18 protein-coding genes and 1 other annotated feature are annotated in these 18,460 nt (G+C 44.9%); of the genes, 5 read left to right on the top strand and 13 right to left on the bottom strand.

The features are described 5' to 3' along the window. Positions 1-13 precede the first annotated feature (13 nt). Complete coding sequence (locus tag MOC09_RS10030) at positions 14-505, top strand: GAF domain-containing protein (RefSeq protein ID WP_268370413.1); 492 nt, start codon at positions 14-16, stop codon at positions 503-505. A gap of 37 nt (positions 506-542) precedes the next feature. Here the strand turns inward: MOC09_RS10030 and MOC09_RS10025 are convergent, their stop codons facing one another. Beyond that, positions 543-2,282 carry a diguanylate cyclase domain-containing protein gene (locus tag MOC09_RS10025; RefSeq protein WP_268370412.1) on the bottom strand — a complete coding sequence of 580 codons (1,740 nt, stop codon included), beginning with the start codon at positions 2,280-2,282 and terminating at the stop codon, positions 543-545. Positions 2,283-2,576: 294 nt separating this feature from the next. Between MOC09_RS10025 and rpsD the strand changes: the two genes are divergently transcribed. Continuing rightward, positions 2,577-3,179, top strand: coding sequence for a 30S ribosomal protein S4 (gene rpsD, locus MOC09_RS10020; protein WP_003229304.1), 603 nt, complete (start codon positions 2,577-2,579; stop codon positions 3,177-3,179). A 22-nt stretch (positions 3,180-3,201) separates the two neighbouring features. Here rpsD and sr7p read toward each other — a convergent pair whose 3' ends face one another. The 3 genes from sr7p to acsA form a co-directional block, all read right to left on the bottom strand. After that, complete coding sequence (sr7p, locus tag MOC09_RS10015) at positions 3,202-3,330, bottom strand: small protein SR7P (protein ID WP_268370410.1); 129 nt, start codon at positions 3,328-3,330, stop codon at positions 3,202-3,204. Between the two features lie 131 nt (positions 3,331-3,461). After that, the gene (gene tyrS, locus MOC09_RS10010; protein ID WP_268370408.1) at positions 3,462-4,730 is read right to left on the bottom strand and encodes a tyrosine--tRNA ligase; all 1,269 of its coding nucleotides are present in this window, start codon (positions 4,728-4,730) and stop codon (positions 3,462-3,464) included. Between the two features lie 51 nt (positions 4,731-4,781). Further along, positions 4,782-5,020, bottom strand: a binding site (T-box leader). A gap of 54 nt (positions 5,021-5,074) precedes the next feature. Next, a complete protein-coding gene (gene acsA / locus MOC09_RS10005) occupies positions 5,075-6,793 on the bottom strand; it encodes an acetate--CoA ligase (RefSeq protein WP_268370406.1) in 1,719 nt (572 codons plus the stop codon). A gap of 159 nt (positions 6,794-6,952) precedes the next feature. Here acsA and acuA point away from each other — a divergent pair, with 159 nt between their 5' ends. From acuA to MOC09_RS09990, 3 genes are read left to right on the top strand one after another with little or no spacing between them, the layout of a single operon-like run. Further along, positions 6,953-7,585, top strand: a complete 633-nt coding sequence (gene acuA / locus MOC09_RS10000) for an acetoin utilization protein acetyltransferase AcuA (protein WP_268361137.1) — start codon at positions 6,953-6,955, stop codon at positions 7,583-7,585. Positions 7,586-7,611: 26 nt separating this feature from the next. Next, complete coding sequence (locus MOC09_RS09995; protein ID WP_268370404.1) at positions 7,612-8,256, top strand: acetoin utilization AcuB family protein; 645 nt, start codon at positions 7,612-7,614, stop codon at positions 8,254-8,256. Continuing rightward, positions 8,253-9,416, top strand: a complete 1,164-nt coding sequence (locus MOC09_RS09990) for an acetoin utilization protein AcuC (RefSeq protein ID WP_268361141.1) — start codon at positions 8,253-8,255, stop codon at positions 9,414-9,416. The genes MOC09_RS09995 and MOC09_RS09990 overlap by 4 nt, the downstream gene beginning before the upstream one ends. A gap of 11 nt (positions 9,417-9,427) precedes the next feature. On the opposite strand, the gene motS is transcribed toward MOC09_RS09990, so the two are convergent. The 9 genes from motS to MOC09_RS09945 form a co-directional block, all read right to left on the bottom strand. After that, on the bottom strand, positions 9,428-10,147 hold the full coding sequence (motS, locus tag MOC09_RS09985) for a flagellar motor protein MotS (protein WP_268361143.1): 720 nt from the start codon (positions 10,145-10,147) through the stop codon (positions 9,428-9,430). Beyond that, positions 10,137-10,955, bottom strand: a complete 819-nt coding sequence (gene motP / locus MOC09_RS09980) for a flagellar motor protein MotP (RefSeq protein ID WP_268361144.1) — start codon at positions 10,953-10,955, stop codon at positions 10,137-10,139. The genes motS and motP overlap by 11 nt, the downstream gene beginning before the upstream one ends. A 63-nt stretch (positions 10,956-11,018) precedes the next feature. Further along, positions 11,019-12,023: a catabolite control protein A gene (ccpA, locus tag MOC09_RS09975; RefSeq protein WP_101863503.1), complete on the bottom strand. Its 1,005-nt coding sequence runs from the start codon at positions 12,021-12,023 to the stop codon at positions 11,019-11,021. A gap of 278 nt (positions 12,024-12,301) precedes the next feature. Beyond that, the gene (locus MOC09_RS09970; RefSeq protein ID WP_268361145.1) at positions 12,302-13,378 is read right to left on the bottom strand and encodes a bifunctional 3-deoxy-7-phosphoheptulonate synthase/chorismate mutase; all 1,077 of its coding nucleotides are present in this window, start codon (positions 13,376-13,378) and stop codon (positions 12,302-12,304) included. A 235-nt stretch (positions 13,379-13,613) separates the two neighbouring features. Then, on the bottom strand, positions 13,614-13,940 hold the full coding sequence (gene ytxJ, locus MOC09_RS09965; protein ID WP_268361146.1) for a bacillithiol system redox-active protein YtxJ: 327 nt from the start codon (positions 13,938-13,940) through the stop codon (positions 13,614-13,616). A 23-nt stretch (positions 13,941-13,963) separates the two neighbouring features. Further along, positions 13,964-14,419 (bottom strand): YtxH domain-containing protein, encoded by a 456-nt coding sequence (locus tag MOC09_RS09960; RefSeq protein ID WP_268361147.1) that lies wholly within the window; start codon positions 14,417-14,419, stop codon positions 13,964-13,966. Between the two features lie 29 nt (positions 14,420-14,448). Further along, positions 14,449-14,871, bottom strand: a complete 423-nt coding sequence (locus MOC09_RS09955) for a DUF948 domain-containing protein (protein WP_268361148.1) — start codon at positions 14,869-14,871, stop codon at positions 14,449-14,451. A 161-nt stretch (positions 14,872-15,032) separates the two neighbouring features. After that, on the bottom strand, positions 15,033-16,331 hold the full coding sequence (gene murC, locus MOC09_RS09950; protein ID WP_268361149.1) for a UDP-N-acetylmuramate--L-alanine ligase: 1,299 nt from the start codon (positions 16,329-16,331) through the stop codon (positions 15,033-15,035). 248 nt (positions 16,332-16,579) lie between these two features. Next, positions 16,580-18,460: DNA translocase FtsK (locus MOC09_RS09945; RefSeq protein WP_268370403.1), on the bottom strand; the 1,881-nt coding region annotated here is incomplete at its 5' end.

The raw sequence follows: 18,460 nt of genomic DNA, 5'->3' as shown, positions 1-18,460 counted from the left end.
GTGAGGGTTTTCCATGTTCCATGTCGAAAAACAATCTGGAGATAAAGAAAAAGACTATCAGCTTCTGCTAAAACAGCTCGAAGCCATGATCGAAGACGAAACAGATCAAATTGCAAACTATGCAAATGCCTCAGCGCTCCTTTATCATACGTTGCCTGAAGTGAACTGGGCGGGTTTCTATTTTGCCAAGGAAGAGGATGGACAGCTTGTGCTGGGGCCTTTCCAAGGTCTTCCGGCATGTGTTCGGATTCCTTTCGGCAGAGGCGTTTGCGGCACAGCATATGCAAACGGAAAGGTGGAGCGCGTTGAGGACGTTCATGCGTTTCCGGGACACATCGCCTGCGATGCTGCTTCTCAATCAGAAATTGTGCTTCCGATTCATGTAGGCGGGAAAGTTGTCGGCGTCTTGGACATCGACAGCCCCGTAAAAAACCGTTTCGACGAAATCGACGAAACGTATTTGTCGCAATTTGTCAAAAAGCTTGAAAAAGCATTAGCACAGTAACAAAAAAAGCCCAAAACGATATCGGTTTTGGGCTTTTTTATTTTATTGACTCGTGAATCATCATACGGTTTTTTCCGCTTCGTTTCGCGCTGTAAAGCGCTTCATCAGCTTCATGCACAAGCTCTTTCAGAGACTTTCTAGTTTCGGCCGTCCAGCAGGAAATCCCGCAGGAAATCGTCACCTCGGGTTTCGTGTTTTTTCTGACTGCATAAACCAGTCGCTCAGTAATCCGTTTTCCCACCGCAACCGTCACATTCGGCAAATATATCGCCAGCTCCTCGCCCCCCCAGCGGGCGCCGACATCATGCTTTCGGATGTTGCTTTTAATCACCGAAGCCACTTGAATTAAAATCTCGTCCCCAGTCTGATGACCGTACGTATCATTTACGCTCTTGAAATTATCAATATCAACAAGAATAAAAACACCCTTTTGATGGATTTTCATGCTGTATTGAATTTTTTCATCTAAATACACCCTCGAATACAGCTCAGTCAGCTGATCTGTTTTGACAAGATGCTCTAGGCGGTCGCGGAGCATTGAGTTGGTTACAGCCAGTGTCGCGTGATGGATCAGCGCCTGAAACAGCTTGTACATTTCAAAAGTAAAAGCGTACATCTCCTGTTTCAATAAGACCGCAAAGCCTAAAAGCCTGTCGTTCTCAATCATTGGAACAGCCATCAGCGAACCGTAGCCGGCCTCCCCGAAAACAGACTGGCCATTACCGATGAAAACCCCTTTTTCTCCTTCATACAGCTTTTCTTTCAATTCATTATAAAAATCAGATGGCTTCTCTTCTTTGAAAAATGCTGTGCTGCCAGGGAGCAGTGTTTGATTTTCAAAATGGTCTATATGAAAAAAACCCACTTCTTCTGCTTGAAACGATTCTGCCATTCTCACAGCCAGATCATTCATCGTATCCGTCAGCGTCAGCCGCTGGTTCAGACGGCGTGACGTTTCATTGATCAATTCCAAATTTGCGATGCTTGCTTTGGATTGTTCATAAAGCTGAGCGTTTTCAAACGCTTTTCCCGCAGCGTTTGCGATCAGCCCCATTTCATCCAGGTAAGCGTCAGTCAGAAAACTGCCGCCCGTTCCTTCAGCCCTCAAAACCCCGTACGTTCCCTGCTGCCCTTTGATCGGAATGTAAGCGGCAGATTCATTTTTCCGTAAAATATCCCCGGTCAAATACACTTTAAGCGCAAAGGAATCGGATTTTTCCCCTTCCATATACAGCTCTTTTGCAGGAACGCCTAAACATTGATCTTGGTCGTGCGATATAAATAAAGAGAATTCAAACAGAGAAAACGTGCGGGTTAAGCTTTCTAAAAGCTGCTTCAGCACTTCTGTCTGATCAAGCAGAGAGTGGAACAGCTCTGTCATTTTGTATATCTTTTTTTGATAGATCGTTTTGATATAGAGTCTTTCCTGTCTCATGGACTGGTTTAAAAATGAAGCAACCACGTCCGGAAGCCCTTCAGGAATCTCTCCATCCTGCTTGCAAGTCAGATGAAAGCGCCTGCCGGAGGCGTCTTCAATGATATATAATGAAGCGTTAATTTTCGAAACAAAAAAACGCACTTCATCATCTTCCAATTTTGCCGCAGAGTTTGATGGTGACGTTGTAAGCGAAACACAAAGGGATGAAAAATAGGTTTGAATAGCGGAAGTCAGCCATCTGAAAGAGTCGGTAAATGTGACTTTTTCAGATTTGGTTAATAAAAAATCGAGCATATGATAATGAAAGGCAGATAATTGATCTTTAGTTTGTTCTATCATGTTTTTATCACCTAAAAGTTTACTACTAATTTTTGTTTATTATATCATAAACGGCGAATCATTAATGGAGGAATGGTTGACTTCAAAACAAATAAATTATATAATGACGTTTGTGTGAAATATTGCAGCCTTTTTGTTCAGCTTCTATGTTTTCATTTTGTTCCTTTACCATAAGGTGTATCGTGTAACTCTCTGCTGCTGGAGCGAGGATACATGAAAACAAAATGTGCATGGTCGAATAGAGCAGACGGTTTTTATTTTCCACAAAAATAAAACCAAAGGAGGAGTCACATTATGGCTCGCTATACAGGTCCATCTTGGAAACTGTCCCGCCGTCTAGGAATCTCTCTTAGCGGTACAGGAAAAGAATTAGAAAAACGCCCTTACGCTCCAGGTCCACACGGTCCAGGACAACGTAAAAAATTATCAGAATACGGTTTGCAATTGCAAGAAAAGCAAAAGCTTCGTCACATGTACGGTGTAAACGAACGCCAATTCCGCACTTTGTTTGACAAAGCTGGCAAACTAGCTGGTAAACACGGTGAAAACTTCATGATTCTTTTAGATTCTCGTCTTGATAATGTTGTGTACAAGCTAGGTTTAGCACGTACTCGCCGTCAAGCTCGCCAATTGGTTAACCACGGTCACATTCTTGTAGACGGAAGCCGCGTTGACATCCCGTCTTACCTTGTGAAACCTGGCCAAACAATCGGTGTTCGCGAAAAATCAAGAAACCTTTCTATCATCAAAGAATCTGTTGAAGTGAACAACTTCGTTCCTGAATACCTTACTTTCGATGCTGAAAAGCTTGAAGGTACTTTCACTCGTCTTCCTGAGCGTTCTGAACTTGCTCCGGAAATTAACGAAGCGCTTATCGTTGAGTTCTACTCTCGTTAATCGTTTTAAAAAACCCCTGCCGCTATGCGGTCGGGGTTTTTTTATCGTCTGATTCGTCTTTTGCCTCTGGCTGGCCAACACTTTCTCGCGCCTGCTGTACCCAATAGTCCCGCTGCAGCCTTTCTTTTGCAATCGTGCACATGAGATTCACGGTAAGCGCTCCTTTCTGTTAAAAGGTGTTGATTGGTCGTGTTTGCCCTATCTAATATACTCTTTTCCTGTTATTTGTATGCGATAAACAAAAAAGATCCTTTGCCCATGGCGGCAAAGGATCTTTTTTGTTTATTTATACGTCACAAGGAAGTATTTTTTCTTTCCGCGGCGCAGAACAGTAAATTGATCTTCGATGCGGTCTTCAGCCGATAAGATATAATTAATGTCCGTCTGGCGTTCACCGTTAATGTAAACAGCTCCGTTTTGAATGTCTTCACGCGCTTGGCGTTTAGAAGGACATAATGTAGATTGCACCAATACATCTACAAGTGAAAGCTCCTGGCTTCTGTCAGCTTCCATAGAAGGAACATCTTTAAAGCCAACTTTTACGTCTTGGGCAGAAAGCTCTTTAATATTGCCGCTGAACAACGCTTGAGAAATGTTGATCGCTTGCTCCAGCGCCTCGCGTCCGTGAACGAGCGCTGTCACTTCTTCTGCCAGGCGTTTTTGAGCTTCACGCTTTTCAGGCGCCGTTTCTGTTTTCTCAGCGTATGCTTCAATTTCCTCTTTTGATAGGAATGTAAAGTATTTTAAGTATTTGACAACGTCACGGTCATCTGTGTTGATCCAGAATTGATAGAATTCATAAGGAGATGTTTTTTCCTTATCAAGCCAGATCGCGCCGCCTTCCGTTTTTCCGAACTTCGTGCCGTCTGCTTTTGTGACAAGCGGAATCGTAAGACCGAACGCTTTTGCTCCTTCTTCTTCTGATTTTCTGATCAGTTCAAGACCTGCTGTAATATTGCCCCACTGATCGCTTCCGCCGATTTGCAGCTTACAGTTTTTATCTCTGTACAGATTTAGGAAATCATAAGATTGAAGAATCATGTAGCTGAATTCCGTGTATGAAATGCCGGATTCAATTCTCGAGCTGACCGTGTCTTTTGCCAGCATGTAATTGATGCCGAAGTTTTTTCCGACGTCACGAAGGAAGTCGATCACATTCATTTTGCCAATCCAGTCAAAGTTGTTCGCGATAACAGCAGGGTTTTCTGCTGCATCAAAATCAAGAAATCTGGACAGCTGATTTTTGATTTTTTGGGACCATTCAGATACGATGTCAGCAGTATTTAATGTACGCTCCGCTTTTTTTCCGCTCGGATCGCCGATAAGGCCTGTCGCGCCGCCCACAAGCGCAATCGGATGATGCCCCGCTAGCTGAAAACGTCGGAGTGTTAAAATAGGCAGCAGATGTCCGATATGCAAGCTGTCTGCAGTCGGATCAAAGCCTGAGTACAGGCGGATTTTTTCTTCATTCAGTTGTTTATTTAACCCTTCTTCATCCGTCATTTGCTGAATCAATCCGCGGAAGGATAAGTCTTCAAGTAAGTTTGTCATAAGATATGGCTCCTTTTTTAAACTAAAATAAAAAACGCCCCTTCGTTTACACGAAGGGACGATTGATCATCGCGGTACCACCCTACTAATAAGAGAACGCAAAACATTCGTCTTATCACTTTGCCTGATAACGGATCAGGTCCGTTCTTTCACTACTGAAAGCCTGCTCTGGCTTTGTTTGCAAAAGCGGTTCATGAGTGTATTCGATATATCCGTCTGTGCTGATTTTCACCGGCCATCAGCTCTCTGGAACGTAAGGATATTCTACTTGTCTCAATCTTTACCTTTTCATATGAAGCTATATCATTTTTAACATAAATAAAATTCCGTGTCAACGCTGCCTTTTAATCCTCCATCGTTGACAGGTCTCCGGCCGGCAAATTAAGCTCCCACGCCTTCAGCACGCGTCTCATGATTTTTCCGCTCCGGGTTTTCGGAAGCTTATCTTTAAATTCAATTTCACGCGGAGCCGCATGGGCTGCAAGCCCCTGCTTCACAAATAGGCGGATCTCTTCTTTCAGTTTATCGGACGGCTCAAATCCTTCTCTGAGTGCAATAAAAGCTTTAATGATTTCTCCCCGCACCGGATCAGGCTTTCCGATTACCCCTGCTTCTGCAATGGCCGGATGCTCGACAAGCTTGCTTTCCACTTCAAATGGGCCGACGCGCTCACCGGAGGTCATAATGACATCATCAACTCTGCCTTGGAACCAGAAATATCCCTCATCATCCATGTAAGCAGAATCGCCGGACACATACCAGCCGCCCGGCATGAAATACGATTCGTACTTTTCAGGGTTATTCCAAATGGTATGCATCATGGACGGCCAGCCCTTTTTTATGGCGAGATTGCCCATTCGGTACGGCGGAAGCTCGTTGCCCTGATTGTCAACGATCGCTGCCTCCACACCGGGAATCGGCTTACCCATTGAGCCCGGTTTGATATCCATGCAAGGATAGTTGCAGATGAGCTGGCTGCCCGTTTCTGTCATCCACCATGTATCATGGATTCGTTTGTTAAACACTTTGTGCCCCCATCTGATGACTTCCGGATTTAACGGCTCACCGACACTGAGCACATGCCGGAGTGAGGTTAAATCATATTTCGCAGCCATCTCATCCCCCGCTCCCATCAGCATGCGAAAAGCGGTCGGCGCGCTGTACCAGACATTGACGCCAAGCTGCTCAATCGTTCCATACCAGCTCTCCGGGCTGAAGCGTCCGCCGACGATGACATTTGTTGCTCCGTTCAGCCACGGTGCAAAAATGCCGTATACCGTACCTGTCACCCAGCCCGGATCAGCTGTGCACCAGTAAATGTCTTCTTCCTTTAAATCAAGAACCCACTTTCCTGTTTGGTATTGCTGAATCATCGCTTCATGGACATGAAGCACGCCCTTTGGCGTTCCAGTAGAACCCGATGTATAGTGAAGCAGATAGCCGTCTTTTTTGTCCATCCATTCGATATCCAGCCTTGTGCTCTCCTGTTTAGCTGCTTCGTCATAATTGATGATGTTTGAGCCGCTAACATCCTCTCCGCCGACTACGAATATATGCTGTAATTGAGGCAGTTTGTCAGCCGGTATTCTCTCCAGCAGCTCAGGCGTCGTGACAACAACCTTCGCCTCGCTGTTTTCAAGCCGGTCTTTCACCGCTCCCTCCATAAATGCTTCGAACAGCGGTCCGGCGATGGCACCGATTTTGATAGCGCCAAGCATAATAAAATAAAGCTCGGGTGATCTCGGCATAAAAATAAAAACGCGGTCCCCTTTTTCCACATTTCCATACCGTCTCAGTACATTCCCGGCTCTGTTTGATTCTTCTTTCATTTCTTTAAATGTGTATTTTTCATCCCGGTTTGCGTCTTTATAATAAAGCGCTACTTTGTTTTTTCGAAACGATTCGGCATGGCGGTCAATCGCTTCATACGCCGCATTCAGTTTCCCTGTCTCATACCAGGAGAAATGCTTCTCTGCCTCGGCCCAATCAAAATGCCGGTACGTTTCTTCATAGTTTTTTAGATTATGGTCCCCCTCTATTGCTGGTAACGCTTTCAAATTCATGCCCAAACATCCCCCTTTGCTGAAGTTGTCACAATTATTATAGTATATATTCATATTCTTCTCAATTTTTAAAATATAAACCATGTTGAAAACGCTTTATAATTTGGTATTCTTAAAGGAGGCATGTATTTTTATAAGAATTGATGGGACGGTGAATTAGTGGAACATCATAAAACATATCATTCAGCAAACATCAAAACAGCAACCGGCTCTTTACTGATAGAAGGGCCTGTCTCTCCAGAGGATTTGGCAGGTTATGAGTTTCATAAAGATTTAACCGCATTTCGCCCGCCTCGTGAGCAGCATGAAGCGTTAGTTGACATTGCAGGCCTTCCCGAGGGGCGCATTATTATTGCCAGAGACGGCCGAACCATTGTCGGCTATGTGACGTATTTATATCCTGATCCGCTCGAAAGATGGTCTGAAGGACATATGAAGGATTTGCTTGAGCTCGGTGCCATCGAGGTGGCGCCAGCCTATCGGGGATGTTCTGTCGGAAAGACGCTTCTGGCCGTCAGCATGATGGATGAACAAATGGAAAACTACATCGTGATGACGACGGAATATTACTGGCATTGGGATTTAAAAGGGATGAAAAAAGATGTGTGGGAATATAGAAAGATCATGGAAAAGATGATGAACGCAGGCGGATTGGTCTGGTTTGCAACGGATGAGCCGGAGATCAGCTCTCACCCTGCAAACTGTCTGATGGCCCGCATCGGAAAAAACGTCAGCCAAGAATCAATTGAACAATTTGACAGGCTCCGTTTTTACCATCGTTATATGTATTAACTGACACTGACAAAGGGGTAAAAATAATGATTGTTGAGCAAATCATGAAAAGGGATGTCATTACATTAACGAAGACGGATACGCTTGAAACAGCAATATGCAAACTGAAAGAGTTCCATATCAGGCACCTGCCTGTTGTAGACGAAAACTGCCATGTGATCGGCATGATTACAGACAGAGACATGAAACAGGCCAGCCCGAGTATTTTTGAGGAAAGCAAACGGAGCCGATTTCTCACACGGAGCGTAGATTCAATTATGAAAAAAGAGGTCGTCTGCGCCCACCCGTTAGATTTTGTCGAAGAAATATCTGCCGTGTTCTACGAGCATGGCATCGGCTGTCTGCCAGTGGTGCAGCATCAAAAATTAGTAGGCATTTTGACAAAAACTGATTTGCTGCGGACGTTTGTCAAATTGACAGGAGCTGACCAGCCGGGATCGCAAATCGAAATCAAAGTAAACGACATCACCAAAAGCCTAGCGGAGATCAGCAGTCTTTGCCAAGACCTTCAAGTGAAAATATTAAGCGTGCTTGTTTATCCGCATGATGATCCCGGTGTAAAAGTGCTTGTCTTCCGTGTGAAAACGATGAATCCGCTGCCGTTTTTGCAGGCATTACAAAGAAATGGGCACCACGTCATATGGCCGTCAGAGCAAAGGGATCTGCTATGAGAGACAGTGTATTTATCTATTCTCCATCCTACCAAACCTATATGTTTCATCAGGAACATCCCTTTAATCAGCAGCGGGTTCTGTTAACATATGATTTGCTTAAGGCGATCAATGCCTTTGATGATGGAGACATTGTCAGCCCCAGAATCGCTGCAGAAGAAGAGCTTGCCCTTGTCCACACGGACGATTACATTCAGGCGGTAAAGCTTGCGGGCGCGGGAAAACTTCCCGCTGAAGAAGGAGAAAGCTACGGGCTCGGCACAGAAGATACACCCGTCTTTGCCGGCATGCACGAAGCGGCATCACTCTTAGTCGGCGGCACCTTAACGGCCGCAGACTGGGTGATGTCGGGACAAGCCCTGCATGCGGCCAACCTTGGCGGAGGCCTTCATCACGGCTTTCGGGGGAGAGCTTCAGGGTTTTGCATATATAATGACAGCGCTGTGGCAATTCAATATATCCAGAAAAAATACAGCGCCAGGGTGCTTTATATTGATACGGACGCCCACCACGGAGACGGTGTGCAATTTACGTTTTACGATAACCCTGGCGTATGCACGCTGTCCATTCATGAAACTGGAAGGTATTTATTCCCTGGAACCGGCCAGATCCAAGAAAAAGGCAGCGGAAAAGGATATGGCTATTCCTTTAATATCCCGCTAGACGCTTTTACAGAGGATGATTCTTTTCTTGAGGCTTACCAGACAGCGGCTTCAGAAGTCGCCGCTTATTTTCAGCCGGATGTCATTATCAGCCAAAACGGCGCCGATGCCCATTACTATGACCCGCTTACGCATTTATCTGCAACCATCAAGATATACGAAGAAATTCCCCGGCTTGCACACACGCTAGCCCATCAATATTGCGGAGGGAAATGGATTGCAGTCGGAGGCGGCGGATATGATATTTGGCGTGTCGTGCCCCGTGCCTGGGCCAGAATATGGCTTGAAATGAAGGGCATTGATCCAGGACTCGATATCCCGCCGGAATGGATCGCCAAATGGCAAAAACAATGTCCCGTCGCCCTTCCGCCCAGCTGGAGCGATCCGGCCGATTTATATCCTCCGATTCCCCGCAAGCCTGAAATCACAGAAAAAAATGCCCAAACCGTCAGCAAAGCATTATATGCGATACGGTCTGAGCAGCAAAGAACAAAGTAAAAAAACGACCTTCACGAAGAGGTCGTTTTTGATTTTTTGATGACGATTTCCACACGCCGGTTTTCTTTCATGTGTTCGTTTGTCTTGTTATCCTTTACCGGCTTTGTATCCGCATAACCGACAGCAATAAAGCGCTTGGAGGGAAGTTTCTCTTTTGAGGTGAAGTATTGAATCACTCCGCTCGCCCGTGCTGCTGAAAGCTCCCAGTTCGACGGGTATCGGTAAGTCGAGATGTTTCGGCTGTCTGTATGGCCCTCCACCTGAATGTCATTTGGAATTGTCTGAAGAAGAACGGCAATCCGGTGAAGAAGTGTTTCAGCATTTTTCAGCACCTTTGCCTCACCTGAATCAAACAGCACAGCCTCCTGCAGAACGAGCACGACACCGCGTTCATCCCGTTTGGCTGTCATTAGGGTGTTCAAATGATTGTCTTTTATATATGTATTTACTTTGTTAAGGAGCTGATCCTCTTGCTTCTTCGCATCGGCTGGCGATGTGTTCTTTTTCTCTATGGACGATTGGTCTGGCTGGAGCCCGCTGCCTTCTTTTTGAATCGATTCAACTGCCGTTTTAAATTTTTGCAGATCAATTTGGGACATTGAAAAAAGTAAAATAAAGAACACAAGGATCAAAGTGATCAGATCTGTAAAGGTGACCATCCAGCTGGGTGAAGATTGACTGTTTTTCCCGCTTCCATTCCTTCTTTCAAAACGTTCTCTTCTAAGCTTCATGTACAGATCCCTTTTTTGTTTTTACTTGATTCGGCTGCTTCTGCCATTCTTCCCGAGAGCTGAAAACGACAAGCTGGCTTTCGAGATTGCGAGGATTTTTTCCGGATTGGATTCCGATAATGCCCTCAACCATGACCTGCTTGATAAAGATTTCACTTTCCGTTTTTTCCTCAAGCTTAGCCGCAATCGGGTTGAAGACCATGTTTGCCAGCAATGAACCGTATAAGGTCGTCAGAAGTGCAACGGCCATATTCGGCCCAAGCATATTCGGGTCATTTAGGTTTTTGAGCATCAGCACGAGCCCGACGAGCGTTCCGATCATTCCCCATGCCGGAGCAAATTCTCCTGCCTTCTCAAAAACACGCCGTCCTTTGCGGTGCCGTTCCTCCATTGCTGCGATTTCTGAGTCCATGACGAGCCGAATCGTTTCTTCATCCCAGCCGTCAACTGCTAATAACAGCCCTTTTTTCAAGAAAGGATCTTCAATGTCCCGAGCCTGGTCTTCCAGTGATAGCAGCCCGTGTTTTCGCGCATGATCAGAAAGAGAAACAAAGGTTTTCACCAGATCTTTCACATTGTCTTCCTGGCGGATAAAAGCCTGCTTTAACACAGACGGCGATTTTTTCAGCTCTCTCGGCGGAAAACTGATAAAAACAGCGGCGCAAAGCCCCCCTGTTACGATAAAGAAAGAAGTCAGATCAAGAAAAGAACGGAAACCGCTTACTCCCGATCCCGAAATAATCCCGATCACAATAATAACCGTTCCTAACACAAAACCAACAGGTGTAAGATAATCAAAACGTTTCATCATTTCTCCCCATGAAAAAAGCAAGAATTCACCTAAGAGGTGAAGCTTGCTCTCTTGTTTTTCTTATGACTTAGTTGACTTTCTTAACTCTATACGGTGCGGCAGTTCGACGATATGCTCTTCAACCGGTTCTTTATTCATGAGCTTCGTCAGCAGTCTCATCGCCACGGCGCCAATATCATATGTCGGCTGAACCACTGTTGAAAGCTGCGGACGAACCATGAGGCTTAATCTTGTATTATCAAATCCGATAATGTCGAGATCCTCAGGAATGGATAAGCCCTGATCCTGAGCGGCATGGATAATGCCGAGTGCCATTTCATCAGTTGCAGAAAGAATGGCTGTCGGTTTTTTGTCCAGGCTCATCAAATGCTGCAGCGCTTCAAGTCCGGAATCATATGTGTAATCCCCTTCAGCGACAAATTGTTCATTAAACGGAAGGTTCGCTTCTTCAAGCGCACGTTTGTAGCCTTGCAGTTTTTTTGAGCGGTTGATCGGTTCTGTCATTGGTCCGGAAACGAATGCGATGTCTGTATGTCCTTTATCAACCAAAAGCTTCACTGCATCATAGATCGCCTGTTCGTAATCAATCGCGACTGACGGTGTTTCCCCCTGCTCTTCTACTGAAGCGGCAAGTACAATCGGCACTGGAGAACGCTTAAATTCCGCAACATGCTCGTCCGTAATGTTTCCGCCCATAAACACGATGCCGTCCACTTGTTTGCCGAGCATTGTGTTTAACAGGTGCAGCTCTTTCTCCAGGTTTTGGTCAGAGTTGCTCAAAATGATATTGTATTTATACATTGTCGCGATATCTTCAATCCCGCGTGCTAGCTCCGAATAGAAAATGCTGGAGATATCGGGAATGATGACACCTACAGTTGTTGTTTTTTTGCTTGCCAGCCCTCTTGCCACCGCGTTTGGACGGTAGCCGAGACGGTCAATGGCTTCCAAGACTTTTTTCCGTGTTGTCGGTTTTACATTCGGGTTGCCGTTCACGACACGGGAAACGGTTGCCATGCTTACATTAGCTTCTCTCGCTACGTCGTAGATCGTAATATTGCTCATCCTAAAAAACCACTCCTTTTACTGGATACACTTATCCTTATCTATAGCATAAACACTTTATGTAGAGAAATGTCATAATGTCCGAATTTATGTCGTTTATGATTTGTAAGCGTAAGTCAGTAGTGTACATTATTTTTCATTATTCATCAAATTTAAATACTTCTCATGAAATTATACACGTTTTTATAGATGATGAAAACGTATACTTGGATTTTATAACTAAATAAACGAGAAAGCATAAAAAAAGGCCGCAGACGCGGCCTTTTAAGATTGATCAATTAAGCGTTGACTTTCACCATTGGTTTCAGTTCATTCAGCCATTTTTCGAATTCAGGAATCGCCATTTGCTGAGCAGAGTCAGAAAGTGCAACTGACGGATCAGGGTGAACCTCAGCCATTACACCGTCTGCGCCGATCGCTAAAGCGGCTTTAGCAGTCGGAAGCAAGAGATCGCGGCGGCCAGTTGAATGCGTAACATCAACAAAAACAGGCAAATGCGTTTCTTGTTTCAAAATCGGTACAGCCGAAATATCCAGCGTGTTTCTCGTTGCTGTTTCGTATGTTCTGATCCCGCGCTCACAAAGGATAATTTGGTCATTTCCTTGTGACATGATGTACTCAGCGGCATTGATGAATTCAGAGATTGTTGCAGCAAGTCCGCGCTTGAGAAGCACTGGCTTTTTCACTGCGCCTGCCGCTTTCAGCAATTCGAAGTTTTGCATGTTGCGCGCTCCGATTTGAATCACATCAATGTAGTCAAGCGCTTCTTCGATATGAGCCGGAGTTACAATTTCACTGATAACTGCCAGATCAAATTCGTCCGCTACACGTTTTAAAATTTGCAGGCCTTCAACACCAAGCCCTTGGAAATCGTATGGGCTCGTACGAGGCTTAAAGGCTCCTCCGCGCAAAATTTTAATTCCTTGTTTTTTCGCAGCTGCAGCCACTTCAGCTACCTGCTCGTAGCTCTCTACTGCACATGGGCCGACAATGAATCTTTGCTGGCCGTCTCCGACTTTTTCACCTTTGATATCAACAATTGTATCTTCAGGTTTTTTCTTACGGGAGACAAGCAGCGCTTTGCTGTGATCTTCTTCCTGAAGCTCTAAACCGGCTTTGAATATCTCTTTAAAAATGTGCTGGATGGTAGAATTTTCGAAAGGCCCGTCATTGTTTTCAATGATTTTGTTTAACATTGTGCGTTCTCTGACAGGGTCAAAACGATTGACACCTTGTGCTTCCTTCGCTTTACCGATCTCTTTTACAACATTTCCGCGTTCGTTGATTAATTTTAATATTTGTAGGTTTAGTTCGTCTGCTTTCTGCCTTAAAAGCTCTAACTCTGTGTTGCTCATTGTTTTCATCCTTTCCCTGCACATTCATTTTTTATTTTGTAGTTATCATGCATCTTACTATAAGTAATTCCAAATGGAAATACTGAAATACAAAAAATTTTATAAAAACTCTACTTTATTACCCAAACGCTTTTAAGTGATAAAGTAATCTATGAAGCTATCCTACATGATGTGAGGGCAATGTTCAAGGGTTTTTTCAAAAAAAAAAGCGCCAGATCATATCTGGACGCTTTTTTTATGACAGGTGCTGCTCAATAGCCGCTTCTGTAATTTGTGAATGTGAGGTATGCCATTTAACCTCACCGTTTTGGATGACGAAAACCTGAGGGCTTTCGTGTTTTACGCCGTATGTTTCTGCAATGAAATTTGACAGCGGCCGGGCTTCTTGTACTTGCAGGTAGTAAGCCGGCACATCCTCGTGCTGATTTGCAAAGGCATCAAACTCATGAAATGCTGCCTGGCTGATCGGGCATGTGGTGCTGTGTTTAAAGAAGACGAAAAGGCCTTCCTGTTCGGCAATCCGTTTAAATTCTTCCTCAGATTGAATAAGCTGTTTTGCCATTACTCAAGCTCTTCCTTCCCTGCTTAGCGATTGATATGCTCAGCCTGTTTTTGTGCATCTTTCAGTTCGTCTTTTACATCTTCTTTCGTTTGGAGGACTTGATCTTTTGTTTCATCAGCCGCCTGCATCGCTTCTTCTCTCATCTCTTGCATTTCGTTTGATGAATCAGTTTTTGCAGATTTGGAACGGTCTCTTAAATCCTTCACCTTGTTCATGATCTGCCCTGACTGATCCGCTACAAGCTGTGTGATGTTGGATGTTTTGTCTTTTGCGATGCTGACATATTGCGTGCCTTTTTCCTTCGCATCTGCCGTCATTTTGTCAGTTTTGTCCCGTAAAGCAACCGCTTGGCTGCCGAGATCGTCGCGAAGCTCTTTGCCTGATTTAGGCGCTAGAAAAAGTGCGGTAGTGGCACCGATGATTCCCCCGATTAAAGTTCCGATTAAAAAATCTTTACTATTAATTCCATCTTTGCTCATCATTATTCCTCCTCATCGTATTTTTTCTCTTACAGAGCCGATTTTTTTCTTTGCTTCCATTTCTCCCAAATTTCCATCGCTGCTTGGCTCCATGTGACAACTTGATTGATCTTGTCTTGATTTTCTCTTACTGATGCCGATACAGACCCTGCTGCCTGTTTCATGGATGTATTGAACTGCTGTACAGAAGTTCCCACTCCTTGAACAGCATGAACGACCGTGTTCAGCTTTTCTGATTTTTCCTGAATATCTTCAGCCAGGCGGTTGGTCTTATGTAAAAGCTCGGCTGTTTCAGTTGTAATGCCTTTCATTTGTCCCTCCAGCCCTTCGAGAGTGGATGCAACGTGTTTTAGTGTCAGCTGCAGTGACTTCAATGTTTTAGACAAGTAGATCACTAATACGAGAAATGCGACTGCGATGAGTGCAACGCTTAAATAAAGAATGATAATCATCTCAAACCTCCTTGCTGCAGGATATACTGCTGTTTACCCGTTTTCTTCAATCATAAACATGTGTGCTGGGCTGTATACATATTATTCTCCGTTTTGTCAGAAAATCCTTTAACAAGCTTTTCCAGCAGATAAATAAAAAGCAGTGAGATCACTGCTTTTTATTATGCCATGACGTTTTCGTAGGCTCTCATATATTTTTGGATATCTCCTGCTCCCATAAAGATGAGAACGGCTTTTTCATGAGCTTTTAAAACAGATGTGTCATCTTCTTCAATCAGCTTAGCATTATGAATTTTTCCTTGGAGATCGCCGATCGTCAGCTTTCCTGCGTTTTCTCTGGCAGAGCCGAAGATGTCGCATAAATACACACAGTCAGCCCCGCTCAGGCTTTCTGCGAATTCGTCTAGAAATTGCTGCGTCCGCGTAAATGTATGAGGCTGGAATACCGCGACAATTTCACGATCAGGATATTTCTGTCTTGCTGCCTCAATTGTCACTTTTATTTCTGTTGGGTGATGAGCGTAGTCGTCAATCAGGACTTGATCACCGAGCTGCTTCTCATTGAATCTGCGTTTGACGCCGCCGAATGATTTAAGGGCATGCTTAATGATGCTGGAATCAATTTCTTCATAATGGCATAACGCAATGACCGCCAATGAGTTTAATACATTGTGGTGGCCGTACGCAGGAATGTAAAACGTATCATAGAATGTATTGCGGACAAATACATCGAAAGTTGTCCCTTCCGTGCTTTTTACGATGTTTCTGGCTTGAAAATCATTTTCTTCCCCCGTGCCGTAATACACAACAGGGACGTTTGCATGAATTTTCGGCAGATGCTCATCGTCTCCGCAGGCAATAATGCCTTTGTTGACTTGGAGAGCCATCTCTTGGAAAGCGTCAAACACATCGTCAATGCTTGAGAAGTAATCAGGATGGTCAAAATCAATATTCGTCATGATCGCGTAGTCAGGCTGATAGCTTAAGAAATGGCGGCGGTATTCACACGCTTCAAATACAAAATATTCGCTGTTTTCATTTCCCTGGCCTGTTCCGTCCCCGATTAAGTAAGACGTCGGTTTTGCGTTTTGGATCACGTGAGCCAGCAGCCCCGTAGTCGACGTTTTGCCGTGTGCACCCGTAACGGCAACACTTGTGAATTTTTTCATGTAGTCGCCTAAAAACTTATGATAACGTATCACCGGAATTCCTTCAGACATGGCTTTTTCAATCTCTGGATGCGTGTCTGGGAATGCATTACCGGCGATGACTGTCATGCCGGGTTTAATATTTTCAGCGCTAAAAGGAAGAATCGTAATATTTCTTTTTTCAAGCGCTGTTTGTGTAAAAATAAATTTTTCGATATCCGATCCTTGGACAGTATATCCATTATCATGAAGTATTTGGGCAAGCGGACTCATACCGGTCCCTTTTATTCCAACAAAATGATAAACAGTCATAATTGTACCTCCAACAAACGTCTATCTGTTCCCCAGTATATGACGCTCATTTCAATTTGCGACCGCGGCGGCTGAAAAGCAACCTTAGCGGCGTATTTTATATGTTTTGTAATGTTTAGTATCCGGTTATTTCTTTCCGATTAAACCTAGATATCAAGATTTGTTTATGCGCACCTGCTGTAAAGCGGCATAGCTGTTAAATGCTCTAAACACTATCATACCATGTTTGGTGTGAAAATGAACCTATATTATTCGTTTATTAAATCACTTGCTGTGATCAGCACTTCTCGCGGCTTGCTTCCTTTTGCCTCAGAGATCATGCCCTCCGCTTCCATCATATCAATCAGCCTTGCCGCGCGATTGTATCCGATTCTGAACCTTCTTTGCAGGCTTGAAGTACTCGCGCTGTTTTGCTTAACAACAAACTCGCACGCATCATAAAACAGTTCATCCTCTTCCTTCAGGGCTGATCCTTGTCTAACAAGCTCTTCTTGTTCAAATAAATAGGTTGGCGGCATTTGGTTTCTGACATGGGAAACGACGCGGTCGATTTCTCGGTCCGACACAAAATTACCTTGCAGGCGGACAGGTTTTCCTGAACCGTTTTCCAAAAAGAGCATATCCCCTTTTCCAAGAAGCTTTTCTGCACCGGCTATGTCAATGATCGTTCGGGAATCAACCTGGCTCGAGACAGAAAATGCAATTCTCGTCGGGATATTCGCCTTAATCAGACCGGTAATGACATCGACTGACGGCCGCTGAGTCGCGACGAGCAGATGGATTCCGCACGCTCTGGCTTTTTGGGCGATCCGTGCGATGCTCTCTTCGACATCATTTGGCGCCACCATCATCAAATCAGCCAGCTCATCAATAACCACCACTAAATACGGCAGCTTTTCGCCCGTGTGATGATCGGCTGTTAATTGATTAAACCGGTCAATGTCGCGGACACCGGAATGGGCAAACAGCTCATAGCGCCGCTCCATTTCCTCAACGACCCATTTTAAAGCAGCCGTAGCCGCTTTGGCATCAGTAATGACTGGGCTGACGAGATGAGGAATTTTGTTGTAAGGCGCAAGCTCAACCATTTTCGGATCAATCAGAAGCACCTTTACTTCACTCGGATCTGCTTTATAAAGCAGGCTGACTAAAATGGTATTGATGCATACGCTTTTTCCCGAGCCCGTAGCGCCGGCAATCAGGCCGTGCGGCATTTTCTTTAAGTCGATGACGACAGGGTTTCCTGAGATATCCAACCCAAGCGCTGCCGTGAGCGGTGACTTGCTTGTCCTGAAAGCTGAGCTGCGAATCATCTGGCGCAAATCAACCACCTTGCTCGTCCGGTTCGGCACTTCAATTCCAATCGTGTTTTTCCCCGGAATCGGCGCTTCAATCCGAATATCTTTTGCGGACAGGCTGAGTTTAATATCATCAGATAAGTTGGTGATTTTATTCACCTTCACGCCTGGTTCGGGATGCACTTCAAACCTCGTGACAGACGGCCCCTGGGTCACATGAACCACATTGGCGCGGACATTGAAATTTTTCAGGGTCAAATCAAGAAGCTGACGCTGTTCTTCGATCCACGCAGTATCGTCCTGAACTTGCGCTGGCGGGACATCTAGCAGTGCGACATTCGGAAACACATAGCTGCCGCGGCGCTCCTCTGCTTTTTGCTGTTTATGCGTATCACTTTTCAGCATCATGACATTAAAAGGAACGGACGGCCCTTTTTGAGAAGAGGTGCTTCGTCCAGTACGCTTCTCCTGCATGACAGGCCTTTTTTGCGTCTTCTCTTGAGCTGCATATGATTCTTCCGGATGGACTTCCTGCCGATTTTCATGGGCTGCAGAAAACGGTTTGGAGTCCTGTTCCGCTTCTGTAAGGCTTTCTGGCTGCCTGTCTATCGCCGTGTCCTCAGCTTCTGCTGGGATTTCGTACTGATTGTTTATTATTTCTGATAGCCCTTCTGCTTCTTTGGCCCCAGTCTCTGCTTTAGTCAGAGCCTCATATGCTGAATGCTCGTGGTCAGCATGTATGATAGACTCTTCTCTTTGTTCTTCCTGAACAGATGTCTCAGCAGCTTCCGCCGCGATCTCATCATGAGCATTTATTATGCTGTCTGACGG

The organism is Bacillus sp. N12A5 (assembly GCF_026790125.1).
In the GTDB taxonomy this organism is placed as follows: Bacteria; Bacillota; Bacilli; order Bacillales; family Bacillaceae; genus Bacillus.
Note: the sequence above shows the minus strand (reverse complement) of the source record. Positions and strands in the feature narration are given on the sequence as shown.

Excerpts from the sequence above, each read along its gene's own strand:
- MOC09_RS10025 (WP_268370412.1), bottom strand. The coding sequence starts at position 2,282 with ATGATAGAACAAACTAAAGATCAATTATCTGCCTTTCATTATCATATG.
- acsA (WP_268370406.1), bottom strand. The coding sequence starts at position 6,793 with ATGAATTTGAAAGCGTTACCAGCAATAGAGGGGGACCATAATCTAAAA.
- murC (WP_268361149.1), bottom strand. The coding sequence starts at position 16,331 with ATGACTGTTTATCATTTTGTTGGAATAAAAGGGACCGGTATGAGTCCG.
- MOC09_RS09995 (WP_268370404.1), top strand. The coding sequence starts at position 7,612 with ATGATTGTTGAGCAAATCATGAAAAGGGATGTCATTACATTAACGAAG.
- MOC09_RS09960 (WP_268361147.1), bottom strand. The coding sequence starts at position 14,419 with ATGAGCAAAGATGGAATTAATAGTAAAGATTTTTTAATCGGAACTTTA.
- tyrS (WP_268370408.1), bottom strand. The coding sequence starts at position 4,730 with ATGACAAACTTACTTGAAGACTTATCCTTCCGCGGATTGATTCAGCAA.
- MOC09_RS09970 (WP_268361145.1), bottom strand. The coding sequence starts at position 13,378 with ATGAGCAACACAGAGTTAGAGCTTTTAAGGCAGAAAGCAGACGAACTA.
- motP (WP_268361144.1), bottom strand. The coding sequence starts at position 10,955 with ATGAAACGTTTTGATTATCTTACACCTGTTGGTTTTGTGTTAGGAACG.
- MOC09_RS10030 (WP_268370413.1), top strand. The coding sequence starts at position 14 with ATGTTCCATGTCGAAAAACAATCTGGAGATAAAGAAAAAGACTATCAG.
- MOC09_RS09990 (WP_268361141.1), top strand. The coding sequence starts at position 8,253 with ATGAGAGACAGTGTATTTATCTATTCTCCATCCTACCAAACCTATATG.
- ytxJ (WP_268361146.1), bottom strand. The coding sequence starts at position 13,940 with ATGGCAAAACAGCTTATTCAATCTGAGGAAGAATTTAAACGGATTGCC.
- rpsD (WP_003229304.1), top strand. The coding sequence starts at position 2,577 with ATGGCTCGCTATACAGGTCCATCTTGGAAACTGTCCCGCCGTCTAGGA.
- motS (WP_268361143.1), bottom strand. The coding sequence starts at position 10,147 with ATGAAGCTTAGAAGAGAACGTTTTGAAAGAAGGAATGGAAGCGGGAAA.
- ccpA (WP_101863503.1), bottom strand. The coding sequence starts at position 12,023 with ATGAGCAATATTACGATCTACGACGTAGCGAGAGAAGCTAATGTAAGC.
- MOC09_RS09955 (WP_268361148.1), bottom strand. The coding sequence starts at position 14,871 with ATGATTATCATTCTTTATTTAAGCGTTGCACTCATCGCAGTCGCATTT.